Source organism: Pseudomonas sp. S31 (assembly GCF_016648105.1).
GTDB lineage: Bacteria > Pseudomonadota > Gammaproteobacteria > Pseudomonadales > Pseudomonadaceae > Aquipseudomonas.
In genome coordinates this window covers 188,572-215,200 of sequence record NZ_JACVVE010000005.1, presented here as the reverse complement: position 1 = coordinate 215,200, position 26,629 = coordinate 188,572, and the positions used below count along the sequence as shown (strand labels likewise).

Annotated in this window: 17 protein-coding genes and 1 pseudogene; 10 read left to right on the top strand and 8 right to left on the bottom strand. The window is 57.8% G+C overall.

Going from position 1 to position 26,629, the window contains the following annotated elements:
* Positions 1-346 precede the first annotated feature (346 nt).
* Positions 347-1,759, top strand: a complete 1,413-nt coding sequence (locus IAE37_RS06485) for a purine-cytosine permease family protein (protein ID WP_201171143.1) — start codon at positions 347-349, stop codon at positions 1,757-1,759.
* A gap of 118 nt (positions 1,760-1,877) precedes the next feature.
* On the opposite strand, the gene IAE37_RS06480 is transcribed toward IAE37_RS06485, so the two are convergent.
* The 5 genes from IAE37_RS06480 to glnT form a co-directional block, all read right to left on the bottom strand.
* Entirely contained in the window at positions 1,878-3,179 is a 1,302-nt protein-coding gene (locus tag IAE37_RS06480; RefSeq protein ID WP_201171141.1) for an ammonium transporter, read from the bottom strand.
* Between the two features lie 165 nt (positions 3,180-3,344).
* The gene (locus IAE37_RS06475) at positions 3,345-4,670 is read right to left on the bottom strand and encodes an FMN-binding glutamate synthase family protein (protein ID WP_201171140.1); all 1,326 of its coding nucleotides are present in this window, start codon (positions 4,668-4,670) and stop codon (positions 3,345-3,347) included.
* Between the two features lie 15 nt (positions 4,671-4,685).
* On the bottom strand, positions 4,686-5,360 hold the full coding sequence (locus tag IAE37_RS06470) for a protein glxC (protein WP_201171139.1): 675 nt from the start codon (positions 5,358-5,360) through the stop codon (positions 4,686-4,688).
* Positions 5,361-5,386: 26 nt separating this feature from the next.
* Entirely contained in the window at positions 5,387-6,292 is a 906-nt protein-coding gene (locus IAE37_RS06465; RefSeq protein ID WP_201171138.1) for a class II glutamine amidotransferase, read from the bottom strand.
* A gap of 63 nt (positions 6,293-6,355) precedes the next feature.
* Positions 6,356-7,690: a type III glutamate--ammonia ligase gene (gene glnT, locus IAE37_RS06460; RefSeq protein WP_201171129.1), complete on the bottom strand. Its 1,335-nt coding sequence runs from the start codon at positions 7,688-7,690 to the stop codon at positions 6,356-6,358.
* 346 nt (positions 7,691-8,036) lie between these two features.
* Here glnT and IAE37_RS06455 point away from each other — a divergent pair, with 346 nt between their 5' ends.
* On the top strand, positions 8,037-8,630 hold the full coding sequence (locus IAE37_RS06455; protein ID WP_201171126.1) for a helix-turn-helix domain-containing protein: 594 nt from the start codon (positions 8,037-8,039) through the stop codon (positions 8,628-8,630).
* Between the two features lie 291 nt (positions 8,631-8,921).
* The gene (locus IAE37_RS06450) at positions 8,922-9,851 is read left to right on the top strand and encodes a DMT family transporter (protein WP_201171123.1); all 930 of its coding nucleotides are present in this window, start codon (positions 8,922-8,924) and stop codon (positions 9,849-9,851) included.
* A 54-nt stretch (positions 9,852-9,905) separates the two neighbouring features.
* On the opposite strand, the gene IAE37_RS06445 is transcribed toward IAE37_RS06450, so the two are convergent.
* Positions 9,906-10,610, bottom strand: coding sequence for an NUDIX hydrolase (locus IAE37_RS06445; RefSeq protein WP_201171120.1), 705 nt, complete (start codon positions 10,608-10,610; stop codon positions 9,906-9,908).
* 138 nt (positions 10,611-10,748) lie between these two features.
* On the opposite strand from IAE37_RS06445, the pseudogene IAE37_RS06440 reads away from it, so the two are divergent.
* The 5 genes and pseudogenes from IAE37_RS06440 to IAE37_RS28745 form a co-directional block, all read left to right on the top strand.
* Positions 10,749-11,057 (top strand): annotated as a pseudogene (locus tag IAE37_RS06440) (nicotinamidase); the annotation flags it as partial.
* Positions 11,058-11,605: 548 nt separating this feature from the next.
* Positions 11,606-13,948: a hypothetical protein gene (locus IAE37_RS06435; protein ID WP_201171117.1), complete on the top strand. Its 2,343-nt coding sequence runs from the start codon at positions 11,606-11,608 to the stop codon at positions 13,946-13,948.
* Positions 13,935-16,007, top strand: a complete 2,073-nt coding sequence (locus tag IAE37_RS06430; protein ID WP_201171114.1) for an integrase — start codon at positions 13,935-13,937, stop codon at positions 16,005-16,007. Before IAE37_RS06435 ends, IAE37_RS06430 begins: the two co-directional genes overlap by 14 nt.
* Before the next feature lie 41 nt (positions 16,008-16,048).
* On the top strand, positions 16,049-16,699 hold the full coding sequence (locus IAE37_RS06425) for a hypothetical protein (protein WP_201171111.1): 651 nt from the start codon (positions 16,049-16,051) through the stop codon (positions 16,697-16,699).
* Between the two features lie 72 nt (positions 16,700-16,771).
* Positions 16,772-18,238 carry a tyrosine-type recombinase/integrase gene (locus tag IAE37_RS28745; protein WP_236409811.1) on the top strand — a complete coding sequence of 489 codons (1,467 nt, stop codon included), beginning with the start codon at positions 16,772-16,774 and terminating at the stop codon, positions 18,236-18,238.
* A gap of 177 nt (positions 18,239-18,415) precedes the next feature.
* On the opposite strand, the gene IAE37_RS06415 is transcribed toward IAE37_RS28745, so the two are convergent.
* The gene (locus tag IAE37_RS06415; RefSeq protein WP_201171107.1) at positions 18,416-18,973 is read right to left on the bottom strand and encodes a hypothetical protein; all 558 of its coding nucleotides are present in this window, start codon (positions 18,971-18,973) and stop codon (positions 18,416-18,418) included.
* Positions 18,974-19,160: 187 nt separating this feature from the next.
* On the bottom strand, positions 19,161-20,894 hold the full coding sequence (locus tag IAE37_RS06410; protein ID WP_201171106.1) for a DUF262 domain-containing protein: 1,734 nt from the start codon (positions 20,892-20,894) through the stop codon (positions 19,161-19,163).
* A gap of 2,113 nt (positions 20,895-23,007) precedes the next feature.
* On the opposite strand from IAE37_RS06410, the gene IAE37_RS06405 reads away from it, so the two are divergent.
* Both IAE37_RS06405 and IAE37_RS06400 read left to right on the top strand, forming a co-directional pair.
* Positions 23,008-24,939 (top strand): ATP-dependent nuclease, encoded by a 1,932-nt coding sequence (locus IAE37_RS06405; RefSeq protein ID WP_201171105.1) that lies wholly within the window; start codon positions 23,008-23,010, stop codon positions 24,937-24,939.
* Positions 24,936-26,594 carry a UvrD-helicase domain-containing protein gene (locus IAE37_RS06400; RefSeq protein ID WP_201171102.1) on the top strand — a complete coding sequence of 553 codons (1,659 nt, stop codon included), beginning with the start codon at positions 24,936-24,938 and terminating at the stop codon, positions 26,592-26,594. Before IAE37_RS06405 ends, IAE37_RS06400 begins: the two co-directional genes overlap by 4 nt.
* Positions 26,595-26,629: the final 35 nt, after the last annotated feature.

Below are 26,629 nucleotides of genomic sequence, written 5' to 3'. Positions count from 1 at the left end.
TATTTTTTTCGTTGGGGGTGTTTTTTACCCCGGCTATGTGGCCAGCACTGGCAACCTACTCACCCGCCCCTTTACCGCGCACTGTGCACCACCATAGCCCACCCCACCCGGCCCATCACACCACAACCCCCTCTATTCCAAGCCCTCCCGCCACCTGGCACCCTCCTTGCTACCGTCCCCCGCTTAAGCTTTTGTCAGCCTTAGTTTTTTTAACGTCTATGGGCACAAATTTACTAATTTCCCACCATCCCGGCGCCCCGCATCATCGCTCCAACAAGAACGCGTCGCCCATCGCCGGCACGCCCCCGGGCAGCTTCCGTCGCCCTACCTTGCCTTGGAGTCAGTCATGACCAGTGCAGCCAATACGGCACCCCTCATAGAAAAACACACGATCGGCTACGTGCCGCCGCAAGACCGCCATGGAAAGGTAAGGGATCTGTTCACCCTGTGGTTCGGCGGCAACATCGCGCCGTTGCCCATCGTCACCGGCGCGCTCGGCGTGCAGCTGTTTCACCTGAACCTGGTATGGGGCGTGGTCGCCATCCTGGTCGGCCACCTGCTCGGCGGCGTGCTGATGGCGCTGCATTCGGCCCAGGGCCCGCAGATGGGCATCCCGCAGATGATCCAGAGCCGTGCCCAGTTCGGCTCGCTCGGTGCCCTGCTGGTGGTGGTGATCGCCGGGGTGATGTACATCGGCTTCTTCGCCTCCAACATCGTACTGGCCGGTAAATCGCTGCATGGCGTGGTAGAGGCCGTGCCAGTACCGGTGGGCATCGTCGTCGGCGCGCTGGGCTCGGGGATCATCGGCATCATCGGCTACCGCTTCATCCACGTGCTCAACCGCATCGGCACCTGGGTGCTGGGCATCGGCATCGTGGTCGGTTTCGGCTACATCTTCAGCCATGTGCAGAGCGACGACTTCCTGACCCGCGGCGGCTTCAACCTGGCCGGCTGGCTGGCCACCGTATCGCTGGCGGCGCTGTGGCAGATCGCCTTCGCCCCCTACGTATCGGACTACTCGCGCTACCTGCCCGCCGACGTCAAGGTCAGCTCGACCTTCTGGACCACCTACCTGGGCTCGGCCCTGGGCTCGAGCCTGTCGTTCATCTTCGGCGCCGTGGCGGTGCTGGCGATCCCGGCCGGCATGGACACCATGGACGCGGTCAAACTGGCTACCGGTACCCTTGGCCCGATCATGCTGGTGCTGTTCCTGCTCAGCGTGATCAGCCACAACGCGCTCAACCTGTATGGCGCGGTGCTGTCGATCATCACCCTGGTGCAGACCTTCGCCTACCGCTGGATCCCCACCGCCAAGAGCCGTGCAGTGCTGTCGCTGATCGTGCTGGCGGCCTGCTGCGTGGTGGCAGTATTCGCCTCGGCGGACTTCATCGGCCACTTCGTCGACATGGTGCTGGTGCTGCTGGTGGTGCTGGTGCCGTGGACCGCGATCAACCTGATCGACTTCTATGTGATCCACAAGGGCGACTACGACATCCAGTCGATCTTCAAGGTCGATGGCGGGATCTATGGCCGTTACAACCCGCAGGCGCTGATCGCCTACGCGGTGGGGATCGTGGTGCAGATTCCTTTCATGAACACCCCGCTGTATGTCGGGCCGATTTCCGAGCATATCAACGGTGCCGACCTGTCGTGGCTGGTGGGCCTGGTGATCACCTCGCCGCTGTACTGGTGGCTGGCGAGCCGCGACAGTGCGTATCGTCGTCGGCAGGTGAGTGCCAAGTTGGCGATGGGCAGTTGATCAGAGGTTGATGGTGCCTGTACTGGCCTCTTCGCGGGTGAACCCGCTCCTACAGAGGCAATGAGACCCTGTAGGAGCGGGTTTACCCGCGAAGAGGCCAGCACGGGCAACCCATCACTTACAGGTTGTAAGCCCGCTCATTGTGCTCGGCCAGATCCAACCCCTGCTCCTCTTCCTCCCGGCTGGCCCGCAAGCCGATCACCAGTTTCAACGTCCCCAGAATCGCCAGGCTCACCACGAAGCAATAGACGAAGGTGAACGCCACCCCCTTGAGCTGCACCAGCACTTGCGCCACCGGCGCCACACCTTCCACGTATCCCCCCAGCGCAGGCGCGGCGAACACCCCGGTCAGTATCGCGCCAACGATGCCGCCAATCCCATGCAGCCCGAATACGTCGAGACTGTCGTCATACCCCAGCGCCTGCTTCAGCCGGGTCACGCCAAGGAAGCATATGGCCCCGGTCAGCAAGCCGATCACCACCGCTCCCAAGGGCCCGACGAAGGCGCACGCCGGGGTGATGCCGACCAGCCCGGCCAGTGCGCCGGAAGCGGCGCCCAATGCGGTAGGCCGGCCATGCATGAGCTTTTCGCTGAGCAACCAGCCGACGATCCCGGCACAGGCCGCGACCATGGTCGCCAGCATCACCACCCCTGCCCCTTCGTTGGCGGCGAGCCCGGACCCGACGTTGAAGCCGAACCAGCCGACCCATAGCAGCCCCGCGCCGACCAGGGTGAAGCCCAGGTTGTGGGGCGGCATCGCCACCTGCGGGTAGCCTTTGCGCTTGCCGAGCATCAGGGCGGCCGCCAGGGCCGCGACGCCCGAGTTGATGTGCACCGCGGTGCCACCGGCAAAGTCGAGCACGCCCCAGTCGACCATCAACGCCCCCGGCCCGCCCCAGACCATGTGCGCGACCGGCGCGTACACCAGGATGAACCAGGCCACCATGAACAACAGCGAGGCGCTGAACTTCATGCGCTCGGCAAAACCACCCGCTATCAGCGCCGGGGTGATGATGGCGAAGGTCAGCTGGAACACCGCGAACACCCCCTCGGGGATGGTCCCGACCAGGCTGTCGTGGCCGATGTTCAGCATCAGCGCCTTGTCCAGGCCACCGATGAAGCTGTTCCACGTCAGCTCGCCCGCGACCATGCCGGTGGTGTCGACCACCAGGCTGTAGCCGAACAAGACCCAGAGGATACCGATGACCCCGGCCACGGCGAACAGCTGGGTGAACACCGAGAGGAAGTTCTTCGCCCGCACCATGCCACCATAGAACAGCGCAAGGCCGGGGATGCACATCATCAGCACGAACATCGCCGCGCAGATCATCCAGGCGGTATTGCCGGTATCGAGGGTGGGTTCGGCAGCGTGGGCCAACGGCGTCAATGCGAACAACACAACAGCGAGGGCAAGCTTCATGGAGTCACTCCTGTGCGGAAGGTGGGTGGGCTGGGGCTGCGTTGCAGCCCTTCGCGGCGCAAGGCCGCTCCTACAGGGGATCGCGCATGGCTCGGACGATGCGTTCCCCGGTAGGAGCGGCCTTGCGCCGCGATGGGCCGCAACGCGGCCCCAATCACCAATGGATCAGTACTGCACCTGCCCCGGCACCCAGGCGGTACCGGCCAACGGCACCCGCGCCATGGCCGCCGCTTCGACGGTCAGCGCCACCAGGTCCTCGGGGTCGAGGTTGTGCAGGTGCGACTTGCCGCAGGCTCGGGCCATGGTCTGCGCCTCCAGCACCAGCACCCGCAGGTAGTTGGCCAGGCGGCGGCCGGCCTCCTCCGGGTGCAGGCGCTTGGCCAGTTCCGGGTCCTGGGTGGTGATGCCGGCCGGGTCACGGCCGTTCTGCCAGTCGTCATAGAAGCCGGCGGCCGAGCCGATCTTCTTCAGTTCGCTGTCCAGGCGCGGGTGGTTGTCGCCCAGGGCGATCAGCGCCGCCGTGCCGATCGCCACGGCATCGGCACCGAGCGCCATGGCCTTGGCCACATCGGCGCCGTTGCGGATACCGCCCGAGACGATCAATTGCACCTTGCGGTGCATGCCCATTTCCTGCAGGGCCTGCACGGCTTGTGGAATGGCCGGCAGGATGGGGATGCCGACGTGCTCGATGAACACTTCCTGGGTGGCCGCAGTGCCCCCCTGCATACCGTCGAGCACGATCACGTCAGCACCGGCCTTGACCGCCAGCTTGACGTCGTAATACGGGCGGCTGGCACCGATCTTCACGTAGATGGGCTTTTCCCAGTCGGTGATCTCGCGCAGCTCGGCAATCTTGATCGCCAGGTCGTCCGGGCCGGTCCAGTCCGGATGACGGCAGGCGCTACGCTGGTCGACACCGATCGGCAAGGTGCGCATGCCAGCGACCCGCTCGGTCACCTTCATGCCCAGCAGCATGCCGCCGCCGCCCGGCTTGGCACCCTGGCCAAGGACGATCTCGATGGCATCGGCCTTACGCAGGTCGTCGGGGTTCATGCCATAGCGCGACGGCAGATACTGGTACACCAGGTGCTGCGACTGGCCGCGTTCTTCCGGGGTCATGCCACCGTCACCGGTGGTGGTGCTGGTGCCGGCGATGGTCGCGCCACGGCCCAGGGCTTCCTTGGCATTGGCCGACAGCGCGCCGAAGCTCATGCCGGCGATGGTCACCGGGATCTTCAGGTGGATCGGCTTCTTGGCGAAGCGCGTGCCCAGCACCACGTCGGTGCCGCACTTCTCGCGGTAGCCTTCGAGCGGATAGCGCGACACGCTGGCGCCCAGCAGCAGCAGGTCGTCGAAGTGCGGCACACGGCGTTTGGTGCCACCGCCACGGATGTCGTAGATGCCGGTTTCGGCGGCGCGCTGGATTTCCTGGATGGTCAGGCGATCGAAGGTGGCCGACTCACGCAGTACCGGGGGGAATTGCTCGCTCATGGGGATGCTCCTTGATCAGTACGCGCTGGCGTTGTCGACTTTGAAGTTGTACAGCTCGCGGGCCGAGCCATAGCGTTTGAAATCCGCGGCGTGGTGCGCCAGGCCTGCCTCGTCGAGCAGGGCCTGCAGCTCCTGGATGTGCTCGGCGCGCATTTCCTTCTCGATGCAGTCCGAACCCAGCGACTTGACCGAACCCTTGACGTAGATGCGCACCTCGTACAGCGAATCGCCCAGGGCATCGCCGGCATCGCCGCACACCACCAGGCGCCCGGCCTGGCCCATGAAGCAGCTCATGTGGCCGATGCTGCCGCCCACCACGATATCCACGCCTTTCATGGAAATACCGCAACGCGCGCCAGCATCGCCCTCGATCACCAGCAGCCCGCCATGGGCGGTGGCACCGGCGGCCTGGGAGGCGCTGCCCTTGACCCGTACCGAACCGGACATCATGTTCTCGGCTACGCCAACGCCGACGTTGCCGTGCACGGTGATGTTGGCCTGCTGGTTCATACCGGCGCAGTAGTAGCCGGCGTGGCCGTCGATATCCACCGTCACTGCCTGGTCGATGCCCACGGCCAGGTTGTGCTTGCCGTCCGGGTGGCTGACCTGCCACTCGCTGCCCTGTACTTCACCGTGCAAGGCTTGGTTGAGTTCGCGCACCGAAGTGCTGGAAAGGTCGATCGTGTTCATGCAAGTCTCCGCAGATTCAGTGAGGGTCAGGCGCTCTCGCGTTCCCAGACGTACAGGGTGGCCGGCGCCGGCTCCCAGACCTTGGCCTTGTCGATGCCCGGCAGGCTGGCCAGGGCCTGGTATTCCGAGGCCATGGCCACGTAGTCGTCGGTTTCGGCCAGTACCGCCGGCTTGCAGGCGATCGGGTCGCGGATCACCGCGAAGCCATTGCGGGTGCCGATGGCGAAGGTGAAGAAGCCGTCGAGGTCTTCCAATGCACCATCCAGGGCCTTCGCCAGGCTGTCGCCCTGTTGCAGGCGCCAGGTCAGGTAGCCGGCGGCCACTTCGGTGTCGTTGTCGGTTTCGAAATGGATACCTTCGCGCTTGAGTTCCTGACGCAGGCGGAAGTGGTTGGACAGCGAGCCGTTGTGCACCAGGCACAGGTCGGCGCCGGTGGAGAACGGGTGGCTGCCTTCCATGGTCACGGCGCTTTCGGTGGCCATGCGGGTATGGCCGATGATGTGGCTGCCCTTCATGCCAGCCAGACCGAAGCGGCTGGAGATTTCTGCCGGCAGGCCCATGCCCTTGAGGATCTCGATGCTCTGCCCGGCGCTCATGATGCGCAGGTCAGGCGCCAGCTCGGCCAGGGCTTGGCGAGCGGCTGCCTCGCTGGTGTGCAACTTGAGCACGGCGGCGCTGGCGTTCTGGAACCAGTCCAGCGAGCAGCCCAGGCGGCCTTCCAGCTGGCCCATCAGGGCAGCCCAGGGGTAGTCGATGCCAGGCGCCTGCAGGGTCAGTTTGACCCAGCCATCGGCGACCTCGTCACCATAGATGGCGAAGCCGGCACTGTCCGGGCCACGGTCGGTCATGGCCTCGAGCATGGGTTCGAAGAGCTTGCCGAGCTGGGCTTCCAGCTCAGGCTTCTTGAGGTACAGACCTACGATTCCACACATGGTGATACTCCTTCTAGGCAGTGGGCGGACACGGCATGGCGCGCCACCCAGGGGATTGGGTGATCAGAAGAATTCCGTGTAACGCTGGATTTCCCAGTCGGAGACGTGGCGGCAGTACTCCACCCACTCCATGCGCTTGAGCTTGATGAACTCATCGACGATCTCAGCGCCGAGCACCTCGCGGAACAGCGGGTCGGCCTCCAGGGCGTCGGCGGCTTCCTTGAGCGACTGCGGCAGGGTCGTGATGCCGCGAGCGGCGATCTCTTCCAGGCTCAGGTTGTAGAGGTTCTCGTTGCACATCTGCCCGGGGTCGAGCTCGCGGTCGATGCCGTCGAGGCCGGCAGCGATGATCGCGGCGGTCACCAGGTAGGGGTTGCAGCCGGCGTCCGGCAGGCGGAATTCCAGGCGGCCATAGGGAATGCGCACCATCGCCGAGCGGTTGTTGGCGCCGTAGGCGACGAAGGCCGGGGCCCAGGTGGCACCGGACAGCGAGCGGCCGACTACCAGGCGCTTGTAGGAGTTGACCGTGGGCGCGGCGAAGGCGCACAGCGCCGGGCCGTGCGCCAGCAGGCCGGCGGCGAAGTGATAGGCCAGTTTCGACAGGCCCATGCCGCTGCTGTCGGATGGGTCGTGGAAGAGGTTCTTGTTGCTGCTGCTGGCCAGCGACAGGTGAAAGTGCATGCCGTTGCCGGCGCGCTTGGGGTCGGGCTTGGGCATGAACGAGCAGATCATCCCCAGGTCGTTGGCGATTTCGCCGGCGGCCATGCGGAAGAAGGTGAAGCGGTCGGCCGACTCCATGGCGTCGCTGTAGGTGTAGTTGATCTCGAACTGGCCGTTGGCGTCCTCGTGGTCGATCTGGTAGATGTCGAAACCGACCGGTTGCAGCGCCTCGGTCAGGCGCTCGAGGAACAGCCGCGAGCGCGACAGGCCTTTGTAGTCGTAGCACGGCTTGTCGAGGTTGTCGGAGGCGTCCACCAGTTGCAGTTTGCCGCCTTCGTCGCGGCGGAACAGGCTGAACTCAGGTTCCAGGCCAGTATTCAGGGTCCAGCCCTTGTCGGCCAGGCGCTGCACTTGTTGCTGCAGGACATGCCGGGTGTCATAGGGCCAGGGCTGACCGTTGACATGGCCCACGCACACCACCCGGCCATAGCCCGGCTGCCAGGGCACCGGAATCAGCGTGGACAGGTCGCCACGGGCCATGAAGTCAGGGCCATGGGGCTCCATGCCCATGCCGCAGATGGCGAACCCGGCAAAGCCGGCACCCTCTTCAGCCACCATCTTGAGGCCCGATACCGGCACCGACTTGGTCTTCGCCGAACCATGGATATCGACGAACTGCGCCAGCACGTACTTGATGCCGTGCTGATCGAGGGTGCGCTGGGTTTCTGCTGGCAACATGGATAGATCACTCCTGGGTGAGGGGCACTGATTCCGCATGAGAAACTTACTTTCCTCACAGGAATGCAATGCGCTTGCCAACTCTGGTTCAGGGGGATGATCTTGGGTGGGCTGTGCCGGCCCTTTCGCGGCTAAAGCCGCTCCTACAGAAGTCGCGCGCCCCGTGTAGGAGCGGCTTTAGCCGCGAAGAGGCCAGCACAGGCAAGACACAACACAGGCAGGTTTTTCTGCTGTATTTATGGGAAACTTGCTTTCACCTGAGGAAAGAGGCGACCAACGCAGCCGCCTTTCGCACATTCCCAGTGCGAAAACTTTATTCTTGAACTGAAACCGTGCAGGACATCCGATGTCGACCGCAACCGAACCGCGCCTTCGCCTGGAGCAATACCTGGGTCTGCAGATCAAGCGCCAGCGTCAGGCCCAGTCCCTCAAGCTTGCCGACGTGGCACGCATCGCCGGAATCAGCCAGGGCATGCTGAGCAAGATCGAGAACGCCCAGGTCTCCACCAGCCTCGACACCCTGAGCCGCCTGTGCGACGTGCTGGGCATGCCAATGGCCAAGCTGTTCAGCCAGTACGACCAGCCGGATGGCAATGCCCTGCTGGTAAAGGCTGGCGAAGGGTTGGAGGTCGTGCGCCGGGGTACGGAAAAGGGTCACACCTATCATTTGCTCAATCACGCCAGGGGGCCGAAGAAGAACTTCGAGGCGTACATGGTGAGCATGGACGACGCCAGCGAGGAGTTTCCGACCTTCGCCCACCCCGGCACGGAATTTCTCCACCTGCTCGAAGGCGAACTGGTCTACCGCCACGGTAACCAGCTCTACCACATGCAGGCCGGCGACAGCCTGACCTTGGATGGCGAAACCCCGCACGGCCCCGAGCAACTGGTGCAGGTGCCGATTCGCCTGCTGTCGATCATGAACTACGGCGACGACTGAGCCTGTCGCCCTGCGACACGTGCACATGTCGCGATTGGACAAGCACACGTCGCCCGCAATCGGCTGCAAAAGCCTGTCTACAAAAATAATACACACATCGACCAGCCCCGCGCCGTGGGCTCGTCGGTGTGGTATCCGCGAGTAAAACAGCCTCGCTTCACAATTCCAACGCTGTGGCGCCCTGCACCGGGCAGTTCGTCCGGGCTAACTATAAAACTCCCAGAATCGAAGACCCGCGCCGCGCCAAGTAGGGAGTGCTTGCGCCCGCTTTATTGTGAAGACTTGACTGCCATGATCGCGACCACAATCCCTGTAGCCGGTGCTGCCACCGGCCACCGCAACGCCCTGTGCGTGGCCCATATCGCCGCGGTGCTGTTCGGCCTGACCGGCATCCTCGGCCACCTGATCGAGGCCGACGCCAGCATCATCACCTTCGGCCGTGCCACCTTCGCCTTCATCGCTCTGGGCTTCGTCGCCGGGCTCAAGGGCACCCGCCTGCTCGATGCGCTGACCCTGCGCAACCTGCCGATCCTGGGCCTGACCGGTGCCCTGCTGGCTACCCACTGGGTGACCTTCTTCATTGCCGTCAAGGTCGGCGGTGTGGCCGTTGCCACTTTGGGCTTCGCCAGCTTCCCGGCCTTCATCGCCATGATCGAACGCGGCGTGTTCGGCCAGCGCATCGGGGCCGTGCAAGGCTTGCTGCTGCTGATGGTGACCGCTGGCCTGGTAATGGTGGTGCCCACTTTCGACCTGCTCGACAAAGGCACCGTCGGCCTGCTCTGGGGCCTGGGCTCGGGCCTGGCGTTCGCCCTGCTGACCGTAGCCAACCGCCGCAACAAATCGAGCATGAACGCCATGCAGGTAGCCTTCTGGCAGAACGTGGTGGTCGCAGCACTGGTGGCGCCGTTCGCCTTCACCCACCTGGGCAGCACCAGCCTGGCCGGCAGCGACTGGGTCAATCTGGCACTGCTGGGCGTGTTCTGCACCGGGTTGTCGCAGTTCCTGTTCGTCAAGAGCCTGGAAGGCCTGGAAGCGCGTACCGCTGGCATGATCATCGCGCTGGAGCCGGTCTACGCGATCCTTGGCGCATGGTGGTTGTTTGGCGACCAGCCGAGCCTGCGCATGGCGGCGGGGGCTGCGCTGATCGTGCTGGCGACCCTTCTGGCGGCGGCGCGCAAGGCCCCGGCCGAACAAGGCGATACCAGCCGCTGCGCGCATTGACCGGGTTGACCCTGTGGGGCGGCACTAGGCCGCTCCTACACGGGCAGGGTCCGCTCAAGAACCTTCAGGCAACAAACTCCGATCGAACATGAACGCCCGCTGACCCTGCGGCGTATACTGATACAACTGCTGTGGCCGCCCCAGCCGCGGCTGGTTCTTCTCCCCGGTGTCCCTCACCCACCCCAGCTCGCGCAAACGCTCCAGGCGCTTGCGCAGCGAGGTGTTGTTCACTGCCTGCCCCAGACACGCCTGCACCGCCCCCAACGCATCGAGCACGGTGAACCTGTCCGCCAGCAGGTTCAGCGGCAGGCTGCTGTACACGGTCTTGGCCGCCAGCCGCTCGCGCGCCCGCTCCACCAGCAGGTTGTGATCGAACGGCAGCAGGACCTTGCGCGCCAGGATGCTGTCCAAGTCGAAAAATGCCAACTGCTCACCCTCGGCCTGTTGCTGCGGGTCGAGCAAGGCCAGGTAGCACGTGCTCAACGACCAGCCACGCGGGTCGCGGAAGGCATTGCCTTCGGTACCGACCTGTTCCAGATAGCGCGGCAGCACCTGGGCCTTTTCGCGCAGGGCGCGGTCGGCGGCGGCGTCCAGGCTGTTGTCCGCGGTGCGACCATTGACGATGACGCCCGGCAAGGCCCATTGCCCGGCATGCGGCTCACGTTCGCGGCGGTGCAACAATACTTGCAGATGCTGGGCTTCAGGGGCCAGGCGCAAGGCGACGATATCGACACTGGCCAGGACTTCTACTGTACTCACCGGGAGCCTCCTTTTTGATCCCGCTATATTCCACCAGAGCATCTAAGTAAGGCAAGCCTGAAGCTACTGTTGGATTAAGGCTTGACACACTTAATTCACCAGGTGGATTATATTGCCATTCCAGCGAGGAGAACTGCCATGAAGATCGCCAGTTTCGATGTCGACGCGCAGAACGGCTTCACCGCCAACGCCCCCCAGGAGCTGCCGGTGCCGGAGGGCAACGAGATCGCCCCGGATCTCAACGCCATGGCCCTGCGCGCCGACCTGCGCCTGGGCAGCAAGGACGCCCACCCCGCCAACGCCGCCTGGGTGGTCGCCGAAGCTGGGCAGATGCTTCAGCCTCTGCCCCTGGCCAACGCCGACCTCACCTGGGTCAGCCACTGCGTGCCGGGCACTCCCGGCTTCGAGCTGCTGCCCGGCCTGCCCGCCCCGATCGACTACGACTACTTGAAGCCGTTTGCTGATTGCATGATCTTGTCAACGTAGGGTGTAAGCCCTATGATACGGCTAACTCAGTCACAAAAGCAGTCTTTTTCAACGATGACAACTATCAACCAAGGGCATTTTCCTTGCCGGCACGCAGAGTCGTCGGCCTTAGGCGCTCCTCCGCGCTACCGCCCCGGATCGGAACAGCTCAGCTCTATGGGTCAGCCAATCCCCCGTCATACCCCTGCAGTGATCCTCAATAGGACTCCTCGCCAACCCTGCAAGCCGTCTTCCAGTCGAATACCGCGCACCTGACACCGGCGTTATCGCTCTCGTCCTCTAGCTATACGCAGAAAAGCTAGCGTTCAGCAGTGCTCAGCTCGGTCAGCTTCCGGCTTGGCCTGCGAACGACCTAGGAACTCCGAGAGATGCCTAGCGCGACCAGGTAATGCTCAAAGCGACATTCCTGGGCCCATGCACGGTGTTCGCAATGCCCTTCCAACTCGCAGCGAACTCAGCTGCGGATGGCTGCAGCAATCACTCGCAAAAGACTTGGTTTGGATTACTCAATGATTATCGCCTCCTCGCACTACCTCGCCGGATATGCACACAGAACCCTGCCCTTCGCCTTTGTCAGGGCGATGGAGCGCCATGCAGAAAAAAATAAAATTAGCCCGATCGGGCCATCCCTGAAGTTATTCGAATGCTTTTGCGATATCGCAAAAATCAAATTTAACTACACTACGCTTTCGCGAAAGAAAGTGTTTACAAAGATTGTTAACTGCTTTGTAGGCGCAATTCTGTCAGACAATTTTGTTAAAGGATCGCCTGATACAAAAAGAAGATGGATTAAGAGATTCATTGACTGCTTATCCTACCTCCGCGCAGAGGTTCCAGGGATGCCTGTCATTTCGCTGGACACAGCGGATTCTGAACGGTGTAAATTAGAATGGGAAAACCTTTCCGGCAAGAATTTCGAACACCTTGACCAACATGCTGTTCATTATTGGAAGGGCTGGCCTATCGTAGCGCTAACCGGAGCGCCAGCATATTTAAAGCTGTCGATGCTCTGGCATTCTCATGGGCCGAAATTCACCGAGGATTTGTATCAGGCATGGAACGCATTTGTCGGAAAAAATGCCAAGCCGAGTACAACGGAAATTAATCGGTTTTGTGAATTCCTAGCCAAAAATTCAGACGCATGGCCCATTTCAACCTTCAAGAACCCCTTAGAGCTGAAACAACTTTTCTTGAGCTATATGAGGGAATTTTTCACCAGTGGATCGACTCAGGGAAGCCAGAAAAAACAGAAGAACCAAGAAGCCAAGTCAGCTCAAACGCAGCATTCCATCATTATGTCTTGGAACATTTTTATTAGTAATGTTGAAACAGCCTTTATTGCGCCTGGTTTGTGGGCGCGACCGTTCACTCCACTCCCACGAATTCAAAAGCGCGACCAGATCGGCGCGCTCAAACACAAAATTAAAGTCAACGACCAAGGCATTGAGGTTCAAAACCAACTCATCACCGAGATTCCTCTGCACATCACGGATAACGAAGCGGTTGAGCTCATTTTTCACAAGGTGGAATACGACATTTCTGTTGTCCAAAGTTGGGCCTTGACTCAATCTAAGAGCCTTTATGAGCGGGCGAGCCGGCGCAAAGACCTTGCAAAAATTGGAAAGCCGTATACCCCTGGACAACCAAAACGGCCCAGCAAGCAAAACACTCCCCTCGAAGACCATTGCGCAACGTTCGAAGCATATGGACTTCCGGCCAATCTCAGTGAATTCAGACGCCAATACGGTGAGAAATCAATTCAGACGACTATGGCGTACGACCTAGGCATTCCTACCGCGGGCACATTGTTCGCGCATCAATGCCTTTTGGTGTCCGCGCACCCTAAGATTACCCATCACTCTATTTTAAACTTAGAGCTTTACAACCCCAATGGAGTTGTGAGCGGATTCCTACCGACGGATACTGGCTACCAGCTAACTTGCTACAAGGATCGTCGCGGCGCGAAGCTGAGTGAAATCAAGATTGACCTGACCGAAGAATCAGCTCGCTGGGTAAAGGAGGTCATTGAGATTACTCAGCCACTGCGAGACAAGCTGCGAAAAGAGAATGATGATAGCTGGCGCTACTTGTTCCTTTCTTGTAGTGATGCATTCAGTAGCCCAGGAAAAACTAACAAGGCGTGGACGCCCAACAGCCTAAAAAAACACCCTAATCTCAGAGCTCGTATCGAACAGCAGTTTGAACCACACACTCCATTACGCGGCGAAGAGCTGGTGAATTACATCTCAAGGGTATCTCTGGCCAGGCTACGGGCATCCTGCGGCGTAGCGGTTTACCTCAAAACCCGCGACGTCAAGGAGATGGCGAAAGCGCTAGGCCATGCTAAGCACTCTGCACAGTTGCTTGCACATTATCTCCCGCAATCCCTTCTAGCCTTCTTCCAATCTAGGTGGGTACGCATCTTTCAAAAAGGGTTTATCGTCCTAGCGATGAAAGACAGTCCATATCTCCTCAAGGCGACGAGCTTCACTAGCATGGCTGAACTTGACGTGTTTCTGAAAAACCATACCATCAAAGAGATTCCAGAACATCTTGAAGACCCTGAGCGCACGGGAACCCAGCGGCCTGATATTGCACATAACCAAGGCCAAATTCATATTGGTATTGGTGCTGGCAGTCTGGCTGCGCTGCTTTCGCTCGAGTTAGCAGTCAAGCAAGCATTAAGGCCCAGAGATGTATGCGGGAAGGCAAAGTACTGGGCGGAATTCGCTAGTGTTCTGACTGCGGAAATCGAGCGAGATAACGACGGAGTGCTGCATGAACATTTGGCATCGGCTAGACAGCAGTGCGACGCTGCCCGCATGGAGGAATTGATCTATGACGCTGCTTAATTCGCCGAGCCAGTTCGACTATCTGGATGCTTACTTCGCCGATAACACCTCCATGTTCCGACAGGCGGAGTGGCTGATCAGTGATTTTTCCGCCCCCGTCTGGGAGTACCAGCTCGGCACAAAAAGTGTGTGTACGGTAGATTGGAATGTGACATTGGACGATGGTGAAAGCCTTTTACACCCTAAACACAACGACCTGCTCGAGGGCTTGAAACAATACCTCATCTCATCAACCAAAAACGCCAAAGACATGCTCTCCGAAACAAATTCAATTACATGCCAGCAGTCTAACTTTTATTATACCGGACACATTATTGACTACATCCTGATCAACAGCAAAAATTATCAACTTGCGACATTTGGTCTTGAAGGGCTCGGAAAAAATCAACTTATCGACATCCTTGAAAAAACCGGAAAATCCAAAGATGCCGATGATATTTTTGACTGGGAAGTATCAGTAGGGAAATTAAGCACATCAATCATTGAATCCGTACCGAAGCAGTTACTAGAAGATGTTTTGGATGAGCATCCAGCCATGAGGCTCGTTAGCCCCGAGCAGGAGGATAAAAATAACCTGGGAATTCCCGCCTCGGAAATTCCGTATGCGCGCGCCGCGCTTTACACCCAGGGACTTCTACGCAAAGTTCATAACCATTGGCGAGTAAACGTTCCTCAGCTGACAGCAATCATTTACCCAAACACTCTTTTCGCTAAAAGCGGAGTGCGCCGCCTCATTCCTACTCTTTCCTTTGATACGCAACACCACAATCACGGGAGAGAGTTTCCAGCAGTTCGCATTCACACTGGCCCGCAAGGTAAAGTGTTGAGCCATCGCTTCATCAATTATCAGACCACATTGTATAGAATGGGGTGCCTACACGAAAGCGGCGTCCCGGCTCCACACATTGATGACCTTGAGGGCCTTATGTCCCATGAGGCTGAAGTATCGACAGGTGGGCGATTCCGCACATTACCTAGCACAATCGTGCTTGGGGCCGTAAATAAAGCCATTGAGTACCATTTCAAACATGGCGAGCATCTTATTAGCAGCTTCTGCCGACTAGCCCTTCATTGCGTGAAAGCTGGAAAACCTCCGATTGCATTTAAGGGACAAAATTTACTCACTATTTTACGCCCTGAGACCACTAAGTTAGGCGTGACGAGTGTTTCCCTTCGCTCACGCACAGCGATTAGACATTCCAGGGAAGACTACTATCTTAAACTTCGAAACAACACATCTCTGTGTGAACTTGTTCGAGTTTATATCGGTAGCGTTCAGGTAGTCGTTGGAGCACTGATGGCTCGCCGATCTGGCGAGCTGATTGATCTCAAAACCATGACCTGCCTTGACTCAACTGAACAGTGGCTGCTATTTCTCAATAGGAAGAGCACAACAGCCACATTCGGGATTCGTAACATCCAGGCACGCCCCATTGAGCCAGTTGCAGTGGAAATGATCAAGAATCTCATCCGCATGCAAAAGATTTTGAAACGAATTGGTTACATTAAAGAAATGACCAGTCTCTTTTCTGTTCCATGCCCACAAGGTTCGCGAAAATTCAGCAAATGCACCAAAGACATTTTTGCAACAAACTTTGATTTTTTTTGCGACTATTTCGAAACTGCAAAAAACGAGGCCGGAGAGCGCTATTACATTAGACAACATCAACTCAGGCGTTTTTTTGCTATGCTTTTCTACCACAGCAGCTCCTTTGGTGGACTTGAAACCCTTCAGTGGATGCTTGCGCATACCAACCGGCGGCACGTTTGGAACTACATTACTGAGAGCCTGACAGGAGCGGAACTGATGAGTTCCAAATCCCAGCATGTGGCTGAACAGCTGCACTACGGCGGGACGGAAAGCTATGAGAACCTGAGGAAGCTTTTGAAGAAGCGCTACGGCACGGATGATTTTCTTCTTTGGGACATGGATGAACTCGAGGATGAAATCACTCAACTCCAAAAAGAAGGCATTGTGGAGATCGAGCCTGACTTCTTTGAAGATGAAAACGGGGAACAAATGCAGATCGTCGTAAAAATCGTGGAGCCCGCAGCATGACCAGCGTTAGAATGAAGTATTTGAGCATTTAAGGGTGAGAGATGAACAAAGTAACCGCTGCATATGAAAAAAATTCCAAATCCTTACTGGTGCTTCGAGATCTTCTGCAACTGGCCATCCGACAGCCGGCACGTTTCGCAGAAAACGAAGGGCTCTTGAAAGCTTTAAGGAGTCAGGGCGCTATTGCTGCTCTTGAGATCGAATTCGAGGAGGATGGCGAGCTCAAGCGCAAAGATCGCATGAGCACCAATACACTCAAAGCCCACGCGGCTAACGTGTTTGAGCTAGGCTTTGAGGGCTTTGATGCATTGCGAGTCGGCGCGGCGGAGGCGATCACTGGCTTCAAGAATCGACGCGAATCCTCGAACAAGAGGACAAAGGACGGCCTATCCAAACGCACTGCTGAACTTGAAGCCCAGCTGGAGCAGCATCAGATGATCAACATGGTACTGCTCCAAGGCTTGTCCATAGCCATTGGCCAATTCCGCACCATCCGGCAAGACGTCAAGCCGGCGCTCATGGAGATGCGCGCCAAGGATGCTATAGAGACGCTTACCGCCCTCGTGAGTCTCAACCCTCCTCCGTTCAATAGCCTGCAGCCGGAAGGCCAACCTGGCCCTCCTAGCCATGCTGGCCAAGTCACTAAGGAGGTCGACCGGAAGGTGACGGACTTGGACGATTACCGGAAATAACTGAGTCCTGGCAGCGACAATCCAAAGCCATAAAAACCACCGGAATCTGGCCAATTACTCACTGTTAAAATTATGAAAAACGAGAAAACCCGAAAACTCTTTTCCGTCCTGCCCGACCTCAAACTGTTCGGGCATCGAGCACTGGGGAAAACTGAGATCAAGGAATCTGGTGGTCTGCCATTCATAACGTGGCCCAATGGCGCGCCATGCTCTATGGCCAATCTGTACATGCTTGCCCTTCGCGATCGACCAGGACGGGGCCGCAGCCGCGGAATGTCGCGAGATGGAGGACAAGGAGGGACGATTGGGGTATACGCCACGAAGATCAGCCCCCTTATCCGCTTTTGTTTCGATCAGAATCTCGACTTCATTCAGCTCAATGACCAGTTGTTCACCAAGCTTATTGTGAGTCTGAGGAAAGAAAAATCACCAGACAACCCATCGATCCCTGCCCGGACTGAGACAACGCTGCTAGAGATAGGCAGGGCGTGTATCGATTTTCTCCAGTTCGTTGGGCGTTTCTATGGTGAACCCCAATTCGTATCTGAAGAAGGAAGCATCCGCGTTACTGAAAAAGAGTTTTTGGTAACGACCAGAGGGGGGCGCACCATCAAGCGAACCTTCCTGCACCATCACTCGCTTACCATTGTCGGGCGTCGCCATCATACTCGCGACCCTATGACGCTCGAAGACATTAAAGCCTTGAGGGCTGCCGTCAACAGCATTGGCTCATCGAGGCACATACAGCTCAGGCGCAATATGATGTTGTCGCTGTACGAGCACACGGGCGCCAGGCGAGGGGAAATCGCCAACATCCGCGTGAATGACATCCAGAATGCCCTGAGCATGAAAAAGCCGATGCTGCGCTTGATTACTCTTAAAGTGGGCGGGCCCTCAGAGCGTCTAATTCCTATTTCCCGGGCAGTGCTTACCGAAGCCAAGAAATACATCGAAATGGCCCGAAAAAAAACGATGCGGGGCTACAAGGGGGGCAAGGATCACGGTTTTTTGATGGTGCAGGAAGTCACTGGCAAGCCGCTGGCCAAGTACACGCTGACGAGTGAAATCAGCGCGCTTCGGGAACACGCTGGGATCGAGCATCAGGCATGCGGCCACATGTTCCGCCATGCTTTCATCACCAACCTATTTGTATTACTGATCAAGCGTCACAAATTTAAGCATAAGGACGAATTTCGAAACGCATTAATCAATAGCGCTAAATTCATCACTGATGTAATGATGTGGACAGGGCAGCAGTCTCCATCATCGGTAGAGCGCTATATCAACCTTGCTTTTGCCCGCCTCGACGGCTACGAGGAAACAGTTGCTTCTGTGCACATCATTCGAACCAACCGGATTTATGACCGTGCCGAAGAAGAGCTGCTTGAGGAGCTGCAGAAGGGCCTACCAGTCCCAGAATATACCCTGCGCCTCAACGAGCTTAAGCGGCAGCGCGATGAAGATCTGAAGGCTGGGGTCAGTACCGGCGACGAGTCACTAGACGACCTCCGGAAAACGTTCTTTGAGGAGGGATCTTAATCTTCCCGCAGCCCATTCGGCCTAAGAACCCCTAAGCGTGCGAGCGAGTTAGCGGGATGATCAAGCTAAGAGACAGGGCCTGCTTTAGCCTGCTTGGGGCTACGGAAAGGGCAGCCCCCTCTTTCCTGCTCCAACACCCTGCCACGAGAGTCACCCCAAAAGCAGCGCCCTACCAACTCACAGCCCGAGTTCCCGTGCCATGAGCATATCGCGATTCTCGCCTGCCAGATGACCATCAAGCACCAGACGCTTGAGCAGAACCTGGTTGAAATCTCGCCAAGCAAGCTCCGGCAAGGTGTCCACCTGCAGCCCCTCTTCTCTTTGCTCCTGCGACGCGGCGTAAAGCGCAGCGCCAAGCGCTGAGAGAGGCTCGAAGACACTGGCCCCCGCCTCCAGCTCCGGGCTTTTTCGAGCGATCTTGCGCATGATGGGCGAGTACAGCTCGATTGCCGAGCTACCACCAATCCTCTCCCTGAAAATCCGATACAGCTCAAACCCGGAGTAGTGCTTGCCCGCCAGGCGCCACAGCTCATCGAGCTTGCGTACTGAGAGCTTGTCCCTGACACCCGCTACGCTCACCAGCTCATAGATGGCATCAGGCACAACACAAGAAAACCAGGGAGGCGTACTGGTGCTCTCTACACCCTGAGATAGGTCGTCCAGGTAGCCGGAAAGGACATCCATGTAGTGGTCATAAAGCGTCTCGAATTGAGATTCGGAAATCGGTTGATGCATGCTTTTTATTGCTTCCAGTAGCTCAGGACAAAGCCCTCAGGCCGTGCGAAACAGCCGTCAGACCTCGGTATCTACGTAACCGCACAGGCGGCCTCGGCACTCAGGCATCCCTTGATTTTAGCGAACCCCTGCGCCGACGAATACGCAAGCGGCAGCTTACTACAAGGTACCCTTCACGCCCTCGCCATTACTCCTCCCACCACTTTGCAAGGCTCGACTCCAAACGCCAGGTCTTGGCGAACCGCTCAAGCAATTCGACCCTGCGATGCTCCAGATCCTCGAGTGTCCACTGAGGGTAGCTACGCACTTCGTTGGTGAGGGTGAAAGCACAGGTATCGCCAGAGGCGAAATACTTCGTCTTCTTCCTGTCGAAGTCGTAGTTCTGTGCCGCAGAGTTTTTACGCGTGTTGAGCAGCACGAGGTTCGCCAAGGTGTGCACCCATGATGCATGAACATCAGCGTCGGGAAACCACTGAGCCCATTGTGAACCAGGTGCGATGGTTTGGGGACATACGTGCTCAACCGAAATCACCGGATAGTCGTAGTTGGCCGAGCCATCAGTTGAAGCTTGCTCCAGACGAAGCAAGAGTGGTTTGACGACCTTCGAGACCAGGTACACGTTGCCATCCAATGCGCTGAACAGCATCGATGCCTCAGGCTGCCCAATCTTCAGTCCGCCGGAGCGCCCGCGATGGATAGAGCGAGCTTTCGGCTCAATGGGCGGGTCGATCTCGTCCAGTACATCAACATAGCGCGACATCCGCGCATTCACATCGGCACGGGTCAGGAAGAGGAAATAGGCAAGCCTTTCGAGCTGGAACACAAACTCTAGGACGTCTATGTCCGCTCCACCATTGCACTGTCGCAAGCAAAGAAGCAGAGGTGGCAACCAGTCTCGGTTATCCAGACGTTCCAGTGAGCGCACCAGGTCAGCGCACTTGGGGCCGAAGCGCTTGCGGAGCTGCTGGTCATCCCGCGCCAACAGGAGCGCGTCAGCATAAGGTTCCAACACCGTATCGATGAATGCGCCGGGATTATCACGAAACACGGGAACATGAATTGCAAAGCCGCTTTCAAGCGCAGACCGAGGCTTGTCACGCTCATGGAGCATGCGGATGTGAGTGAACAGGGCGCTAAATCTGTCGCGACCAAGTGCCGTCTCTACCTCTTCCCAGCGCTGAGAAAGGTACGACTCTTTTTCCACACCTGCTCTCTCCAGCAGATCGGCTTTCAGGATGTCAGTAGCCGAAAGATCGAGGCCGCGAGCATTCAAAACAGTAAAAATACGTCGCGCAGCTGTATCCGATGGCACTTCGACAACGACGAGATAGCAGTTCTGCAGCAGGAAACGCAGTAGCTCATCGCGCTCTTTCTCACCCATCGCGGTTAACCTATCGCGAATGAGCTTGGCGTTCTCTACGATTCGTGCCCTAGAGTCTGTCAGACCATCCAGTGACGGGAGGTGATCAGTCACACCACGCTTCTGGATATGCTTCTCAAAAAAACCCTGATCCTTAGGCCGCAACTGCAGACGCAGTGCCTCAGGGATACCCTCATCATCATTGGCAACCTGCTTGATGTAGCGTTCGCGCTGCACTTGCTTCTCAGCGTCCGTCGTCAGGTCGCGAATAACACTGAACAGGAGCGTCAGCGTGGTTAGCCGCTGCTGACCATCCACCACGCGCGATGCCGGATTTCCATGGGTTTTCACCAGAACGATGCTACCCAAAAAATAGAATCCTCCTGCTGCGGAGTCTTGCGCCATGGCGTCTTTCAAGTCTGCCAATAGCTCCTCCGCCTGGGTCGCCTCCCAAGCATAAGGGCGCTGATACGCCGGGATAGTGAACGCATACTCTTTGGAAAAGACTTCCGCTACTTTCTTGTGTGCGGCCTCAATTCGCAACTGCGCAGCATCAAGCAAGGCAACCTCCTTTCTGGGCTTTCGCTCAACGTAAATGTACTGGCAAAAAATCCTGACCAGCAGCACTGAAACGCAGGCAAACCCGCGCGATAGCACTGTGCCACAAATTATGGCAATGCGCTAAATGGAGTCATCGTCGTAGCTTCCCCCGGGAGAGTTAGACAGGCTCCAACCGCAAATGATACGCTTTGCTTATCGGTCGACCTGGATCGAGCGGCTGGCCAGCGCAGACGTAGTCACAGGTGTTTTACCCCTCCTCCTTGTACGCATTTCGACAATAGTCAGCGGACAGCCAGCACCCTGACGAGTATTGGAGAACTGCGATGCGCGTCCCCCTCACCCCTGCCGACCTGCTGCCACAACAAGGCTTCAAGCGACTTGCCAAAAATCTTCGCCGAACCTGGCCCAGCACGCAGCAAATTACCTTGTCACAGGCGTTAGAAGTTTTGGCCAGAGGCTTGGGCTACCGCGACTAACACGATGCGCATCAGTCAGTCGACGGGCTATCGGATGAGACCCAAGTACCTAGCGAAGAAGAAGTCATTGCTCTTCTAGCAGGAGCTATAAGTGAAAGGCTGTCCCGCGACCAGGCGACAACTCCAGTAACCTTCACATTGGAACCGCTTGTGAGGTCGCTGCCACTGAACGTGCTAAAGGCTCTCAGCCATCTCCCTGATTCTGCTTCCAACCCAGAGGCTCCTCATGAGTCAGGCCGCGGCACCTCAAATCGCCATGGGCGCACGCTCCTTAAAGTGCGGGAATCTCGCTCAATCGAGCGAACAGAAGGTATGCCAGGTAAATACGCGTGGCCCGACAGAGTAAAGCCACTGACGCCGCACGAGCTGTTTGCTATCAAGAATGCATTAGCGAAGACAGGCGATTTACGCGGCCATGCCCTATTCGAATTACTGATCTCAGGGTTTCGGTTGCGAGAGATTCAGTATGCCCTCGTCAGCGCAGAGGGTGCCAGGTGCCCTGTGCACTGGAAGTTTTCCGGAGTTACTTACCAACACATCATGTCCAAGGAGCTATCGGCGTACGCAGCAGCCAGTAAGCTAGAGCCTGGCTCATATCTCTTTCCATCGAGACGTGATCCGAAGAGACCGATGCTGTCACACCAGATAAGCATTTTGATCCATAAGTGGGGCCCAAATGCAGGGCTTGATCGGGTGATCACTGGACTGGAGGTTCGCAGATCAATGTCGATACCGGAAACGCTGAAGGAACTGCGTGGAATGCTAGAACTCCAGTACTGAGCGGGGGCTCGCAAGAGCCCTCTGCTTTTGTGAGCCCTACTGTTCATCATGCCTATCGAGCACGAAGCACCCGACGATCAGCGCTAATGATTGACGTGGCTACCAGTTTCCAAGCTGAAGCAAAGCTTCCTCTTCCGCAAACTCGAGGCGCTCTTGGGCCTCAATATTGGGAGCGCCCTTTGCGCTGCGATCGTTGGACTTTCTGTGATCCGCTGCTCGAGCCGCGGCCATCATGGGTTGCTTAGAGATATGAACGGCGCACCGGTCGCCCTGCAGTATTGTAAAACTGAACCAAGGTCAACGCGGCTCCCCGGTAAGTCTACGGGCAAAGCCCCCCAAGGCGGGCCTCAGGCATCTACACGCCGCCCTCGGCTTGTAAACCATTTTTTTGATCTGTAAATCGAACAGGTTTACAAGTCAAAAAAGAGGTTTACAGCATCTGAGCAACGAAAGCTCCGCTGTAATACTAGGGGTCACAATGGTCGTCTTCTGAAGATCGTCGCCAGCCAACGCAGACGTCGTGGCCCTCGCTGCTGCGGGGATAGGCGATGACTTCAATCCGCTATACGCTTCTCCGCAGAGCCCACCGCCAAACTTCAGCATACGCTGCTCACCCCTAGCTGCTCGAATACGTTTTTCCTTGCACGCTTCTGCCCAACTCCCCCTCCCCAGCCATGGATCACTTCGATCGAACCAACACCGAATCGCTGGCCTATAGGCTATACGCTGTGAAATCCGACCCATCTAGTCACCCCCTGGGAGCATGCCGTATCTTGTAGCGGCACGGTGCCACCTCCTCACCACACCCCCGTAAGTTAGAGCGAGCGATCAGGAGGAGCCGAAAGGAATCTCACCACATGAAGCTTTGCAGTCTGCGGATCAGCGGTTTTCAGTCGTTTGGACGAGACGTCACTGACATAACCTTCGATGGCGTTACATACCTTCTAGGGCCGAACGGCGCAGGTAAGACAGCGACGTTGCAAGCATTAGCGCGCATGTTTGGTTTCGAGCCAGGCCTACGTCGCCTGCGTCGATCAGATTTCCATGTCCCCTTGAACGAGCAGGAGGTACCCGCTCAGCGCTCGCTCTGGATTGAGGCGGACTTCACGTTCGAAGAAACGCTCGATGATGAGGAAGACGACACAGTACCGCCATTTTTTACGCAAATGACGCTGCAGGCGGCTGATGGGGTTCCCCGTATTCGCTACCGCCTGGAAGGCGTTCTCCACGCTGATGGCGAGGTAGAGGAGCGTTTACTCTACGTGACCCGGATGGACGAGCATGGGCAACCCACGACGCTCAAGCCCGTTGCGAAGCGTGAACGAGACGAGATACACGTTCATTACCTACCTGCTCGCCGGGATCCTGCTGATCATATTGCCTTTGGTGCTAGCGCGCTTTTAGGCCGCCTCCTTCGAGCCGTCAACTGGAGCGATGACCGGGACTCAATTAAGCAGCTAACTGAGCAAATCACTGACTGCTTGTCGGAAAACGAGTCGATCAAGACCTTGAGCACTAGCCTAAGCGGTGCATGGCAACGTCTTCACAAGGGCGACTTCTTCGCAAATCCATCTATTACCTTCGCGAACTCTGAAATAGAGGCCATCCTGCGGCACCTCTCGATCTCCTTCACGCCTGGCCATGGTGAAAGCCACGTGGACTACGCCAGGCTGAGCGATGGGCAGAAATCGATGCTGTATCTGTCGCTCGTTCTCACATCCCTGACCATTGGCCGTGAGGTCAGATCAGGACTGAACACCTCGTTCGATCCCCTCAAGCTTAAGCCTGCTGCCTATACAATTCTGGCGGTCGAAGAACCCGAGAACAGCCTGTCTCCCCATTACCTGGGGCGTATCGTGAGCTCCCTGAAATCATCCGTGGGTGTGGACGCACAAGCATTGATCGCCACGCAGGCCCCATCGATGCTCAAGCGAGTTGAGCCTGACCAGATTAGGTACCTGCGTCTGAATTCAAAGCGCGAAACGGATGTGTCGACCATCGTGCTCCCAGACAAGCGCAGCGACGCATACAAGTTCGTCAGAGAAGCTGTCCAAGCCTTCCCCGAGCTCTATTTCGCACGCCTGGTGGTGCTCGGTGAAGGCGACAGTGAAGAGATCGTGCTGCCTCGCATTCTTCAAGCCAAGGGAGCTCCCGTTGATGAGTACGCTGTGGCGATCGCTCCGTTGGGAGGCCGGCATGTGAATCACTTCTGGCGACTGCTGAACGCGCTAGGTACACCTCACATTACTCTGCTCGACCTCGACCTTGGCCGTTATCAAGGTGGCTGGGGCCGTGTGAACTACATACGTGACCAACTCGACAGGTTTGATCCCGCGCGTAACATCCCCAGTGATTGGGAGCGCCTTGCCTGGGATAATCCTCAATATCTGATAAGGAGTGCGCACTGTTTCCCAAATGGCGACGAAGGCCCAACAAGCATATTTGCGGAGCTGGAAAAACGAGACGTGTTTTTCTCGGATCCACTGGATCTGGATTTCGCGATGCTCAAAGCGTTTCCCGATGCTTTTGGTGCCGAGCGTTCAGCCCCTACACCGCACGATCACGTAACCGTCCTTGGCAAGAGCCATTTCAATCCGGGGCAGTACGATGCTGATGAGCAGCAACTCTTCGCGGCCTACCACAAGCTGTTCAAGCTCAGCAGTAAGCCTGCAGCTCACTTGGATGCGCTGGGCAACCTTACTGACGCGGAGCTGTTGGCCTCGCTTCCACCGTCCCTCAATCGGCTAGCAGACCGGCTCAAAGCCAAGCTCGAGGAATCTCCCGAGTGATTTCTCATGATCAATGGGCTCCCTCGCCTGGCGTGCGCTTGGAGAAAAATGCATGGAGCGTGGTTCGCGAGCTTGATCGGTCGATCTTGCTTACCGCGGGGCCAGGCGCCGGCAAGACCGAGGTGCTGGCCCAACGTGCCGATTACCTTTTGCGAACCAACAGCTGCCGCTTCCCCAAGCGAATCCTTGCGGTGTCGTTCAAGACAGATGCCAGCCGTAACCTGAAGGAGAGGATTCAGCTCCGCTGTGGCTGGAACTTCGCATCACGCTTCGACAGTGTGACGTTCCATGGCTTCGCAAAACGGATCATCGATAAATTCCTCCCCATCATTGCGGAGGAAGGCTTAAGTCCGGATTACGCAATTGGCGCAGAGGCCATTCCAGGCAAGCAGATCACCTTCAAGCAGCTTCTGCCCCTCGCCATCAAGATCATTCAGCGCAGCGAGGTTGCCCGGAACGCAATCCGCAAAACCTACGCGCATGTGTTCCTGGACGAGTTCCAGGATTGCACCGCTGACCAGTATGAGCTCATCAAGCTGCTCTTCCTCGGTACCGGCATCCACCTCACCGCAGTCGGAGATCGCAAGCAAATGATCATGGGGTGGGCGGGAGCGCTGGAGGGCATCTTCAAGACGTATGCGACTGACTTCGATGCCCTTCCCCTCCACCTATACGCGAATTTCAGATCGAAGCCCAATCTGCTGCGCGTTCAGAATGAAATCATCCGTGAAATTGACCCCGCAGCAGTGACGCCGGCAGAGCTGATCTCGGGTGATGAGGGGGAGGTCTTGGCGGTTCATTTCCAGCACTCTTCACAAGAAGCGATGGTGCTGGCTGACAACATTCGCCAGTGGATCGAAGCGGGAGTTCCACCGCGGGAAATCGCAGTATTGATGCCTCGCCAAGTAGACGATTACGGCTCGGCCCTGATGGCGGAGCTTGCCAGCCGGGGCATTGCTGCACGGAACGACAGCGAGCTGCAGGACTTGCTAAAAGAGCCTGCAGCCCGGCTGATAATTGACTACCTCACCTGCTTGTATGGCAAAGGCCAGTCGGATGCCTGGGCGCGTCTGATGGACTTGTTCACCCCCTATGAGGAGGCCAGTCGTGACCACCTTCACAGGTTGTTTGAAACGACATACCGCGCCCATGTGCGCCAAGTTAAGGCCGCGGCTAAAACCACCTCGCCCTATGAGGCCTGGTGGACTCTCTCAAGCAGCTTCCTCAAGGACGTAGGCTATCCGATTCTAACGGCGCTTTCTGGAGACTACGAGTCGAAGCCGCGCCTGCGTGAAATTCTGCGCGAAGTCCGAGATAGGATCGGAGCGCTACTCGTCAGCGAGAACACCATTCCCGGTGCGCTCGCCCGGCTTTCAGACGACCAGGCCGTACGCTTTCTCACAATCCACAAAAGCAAGGGGCTTGAGTTTCACACGGTCATCATTCTCGGGGTCGAAACCCAGGCATTCTGGGGCAAGCTTGCGGAGGAACGCTGCGTCTATTTTGTAGGCGTTTCACGTGCCAAAGAACGACTTTTGATCACAACAGCAGAGCACCGAGCGAAGCCCACGGGCGCGGGTCGCTGGACAGAGCACCGCACTCCTCATGGCGAGTTCGTCTCTCAAGTGATAAGGCATCTTACGGGCCGGTTATAGGCTCTCGGGGCAACATTTGTGATGCGACTCATACA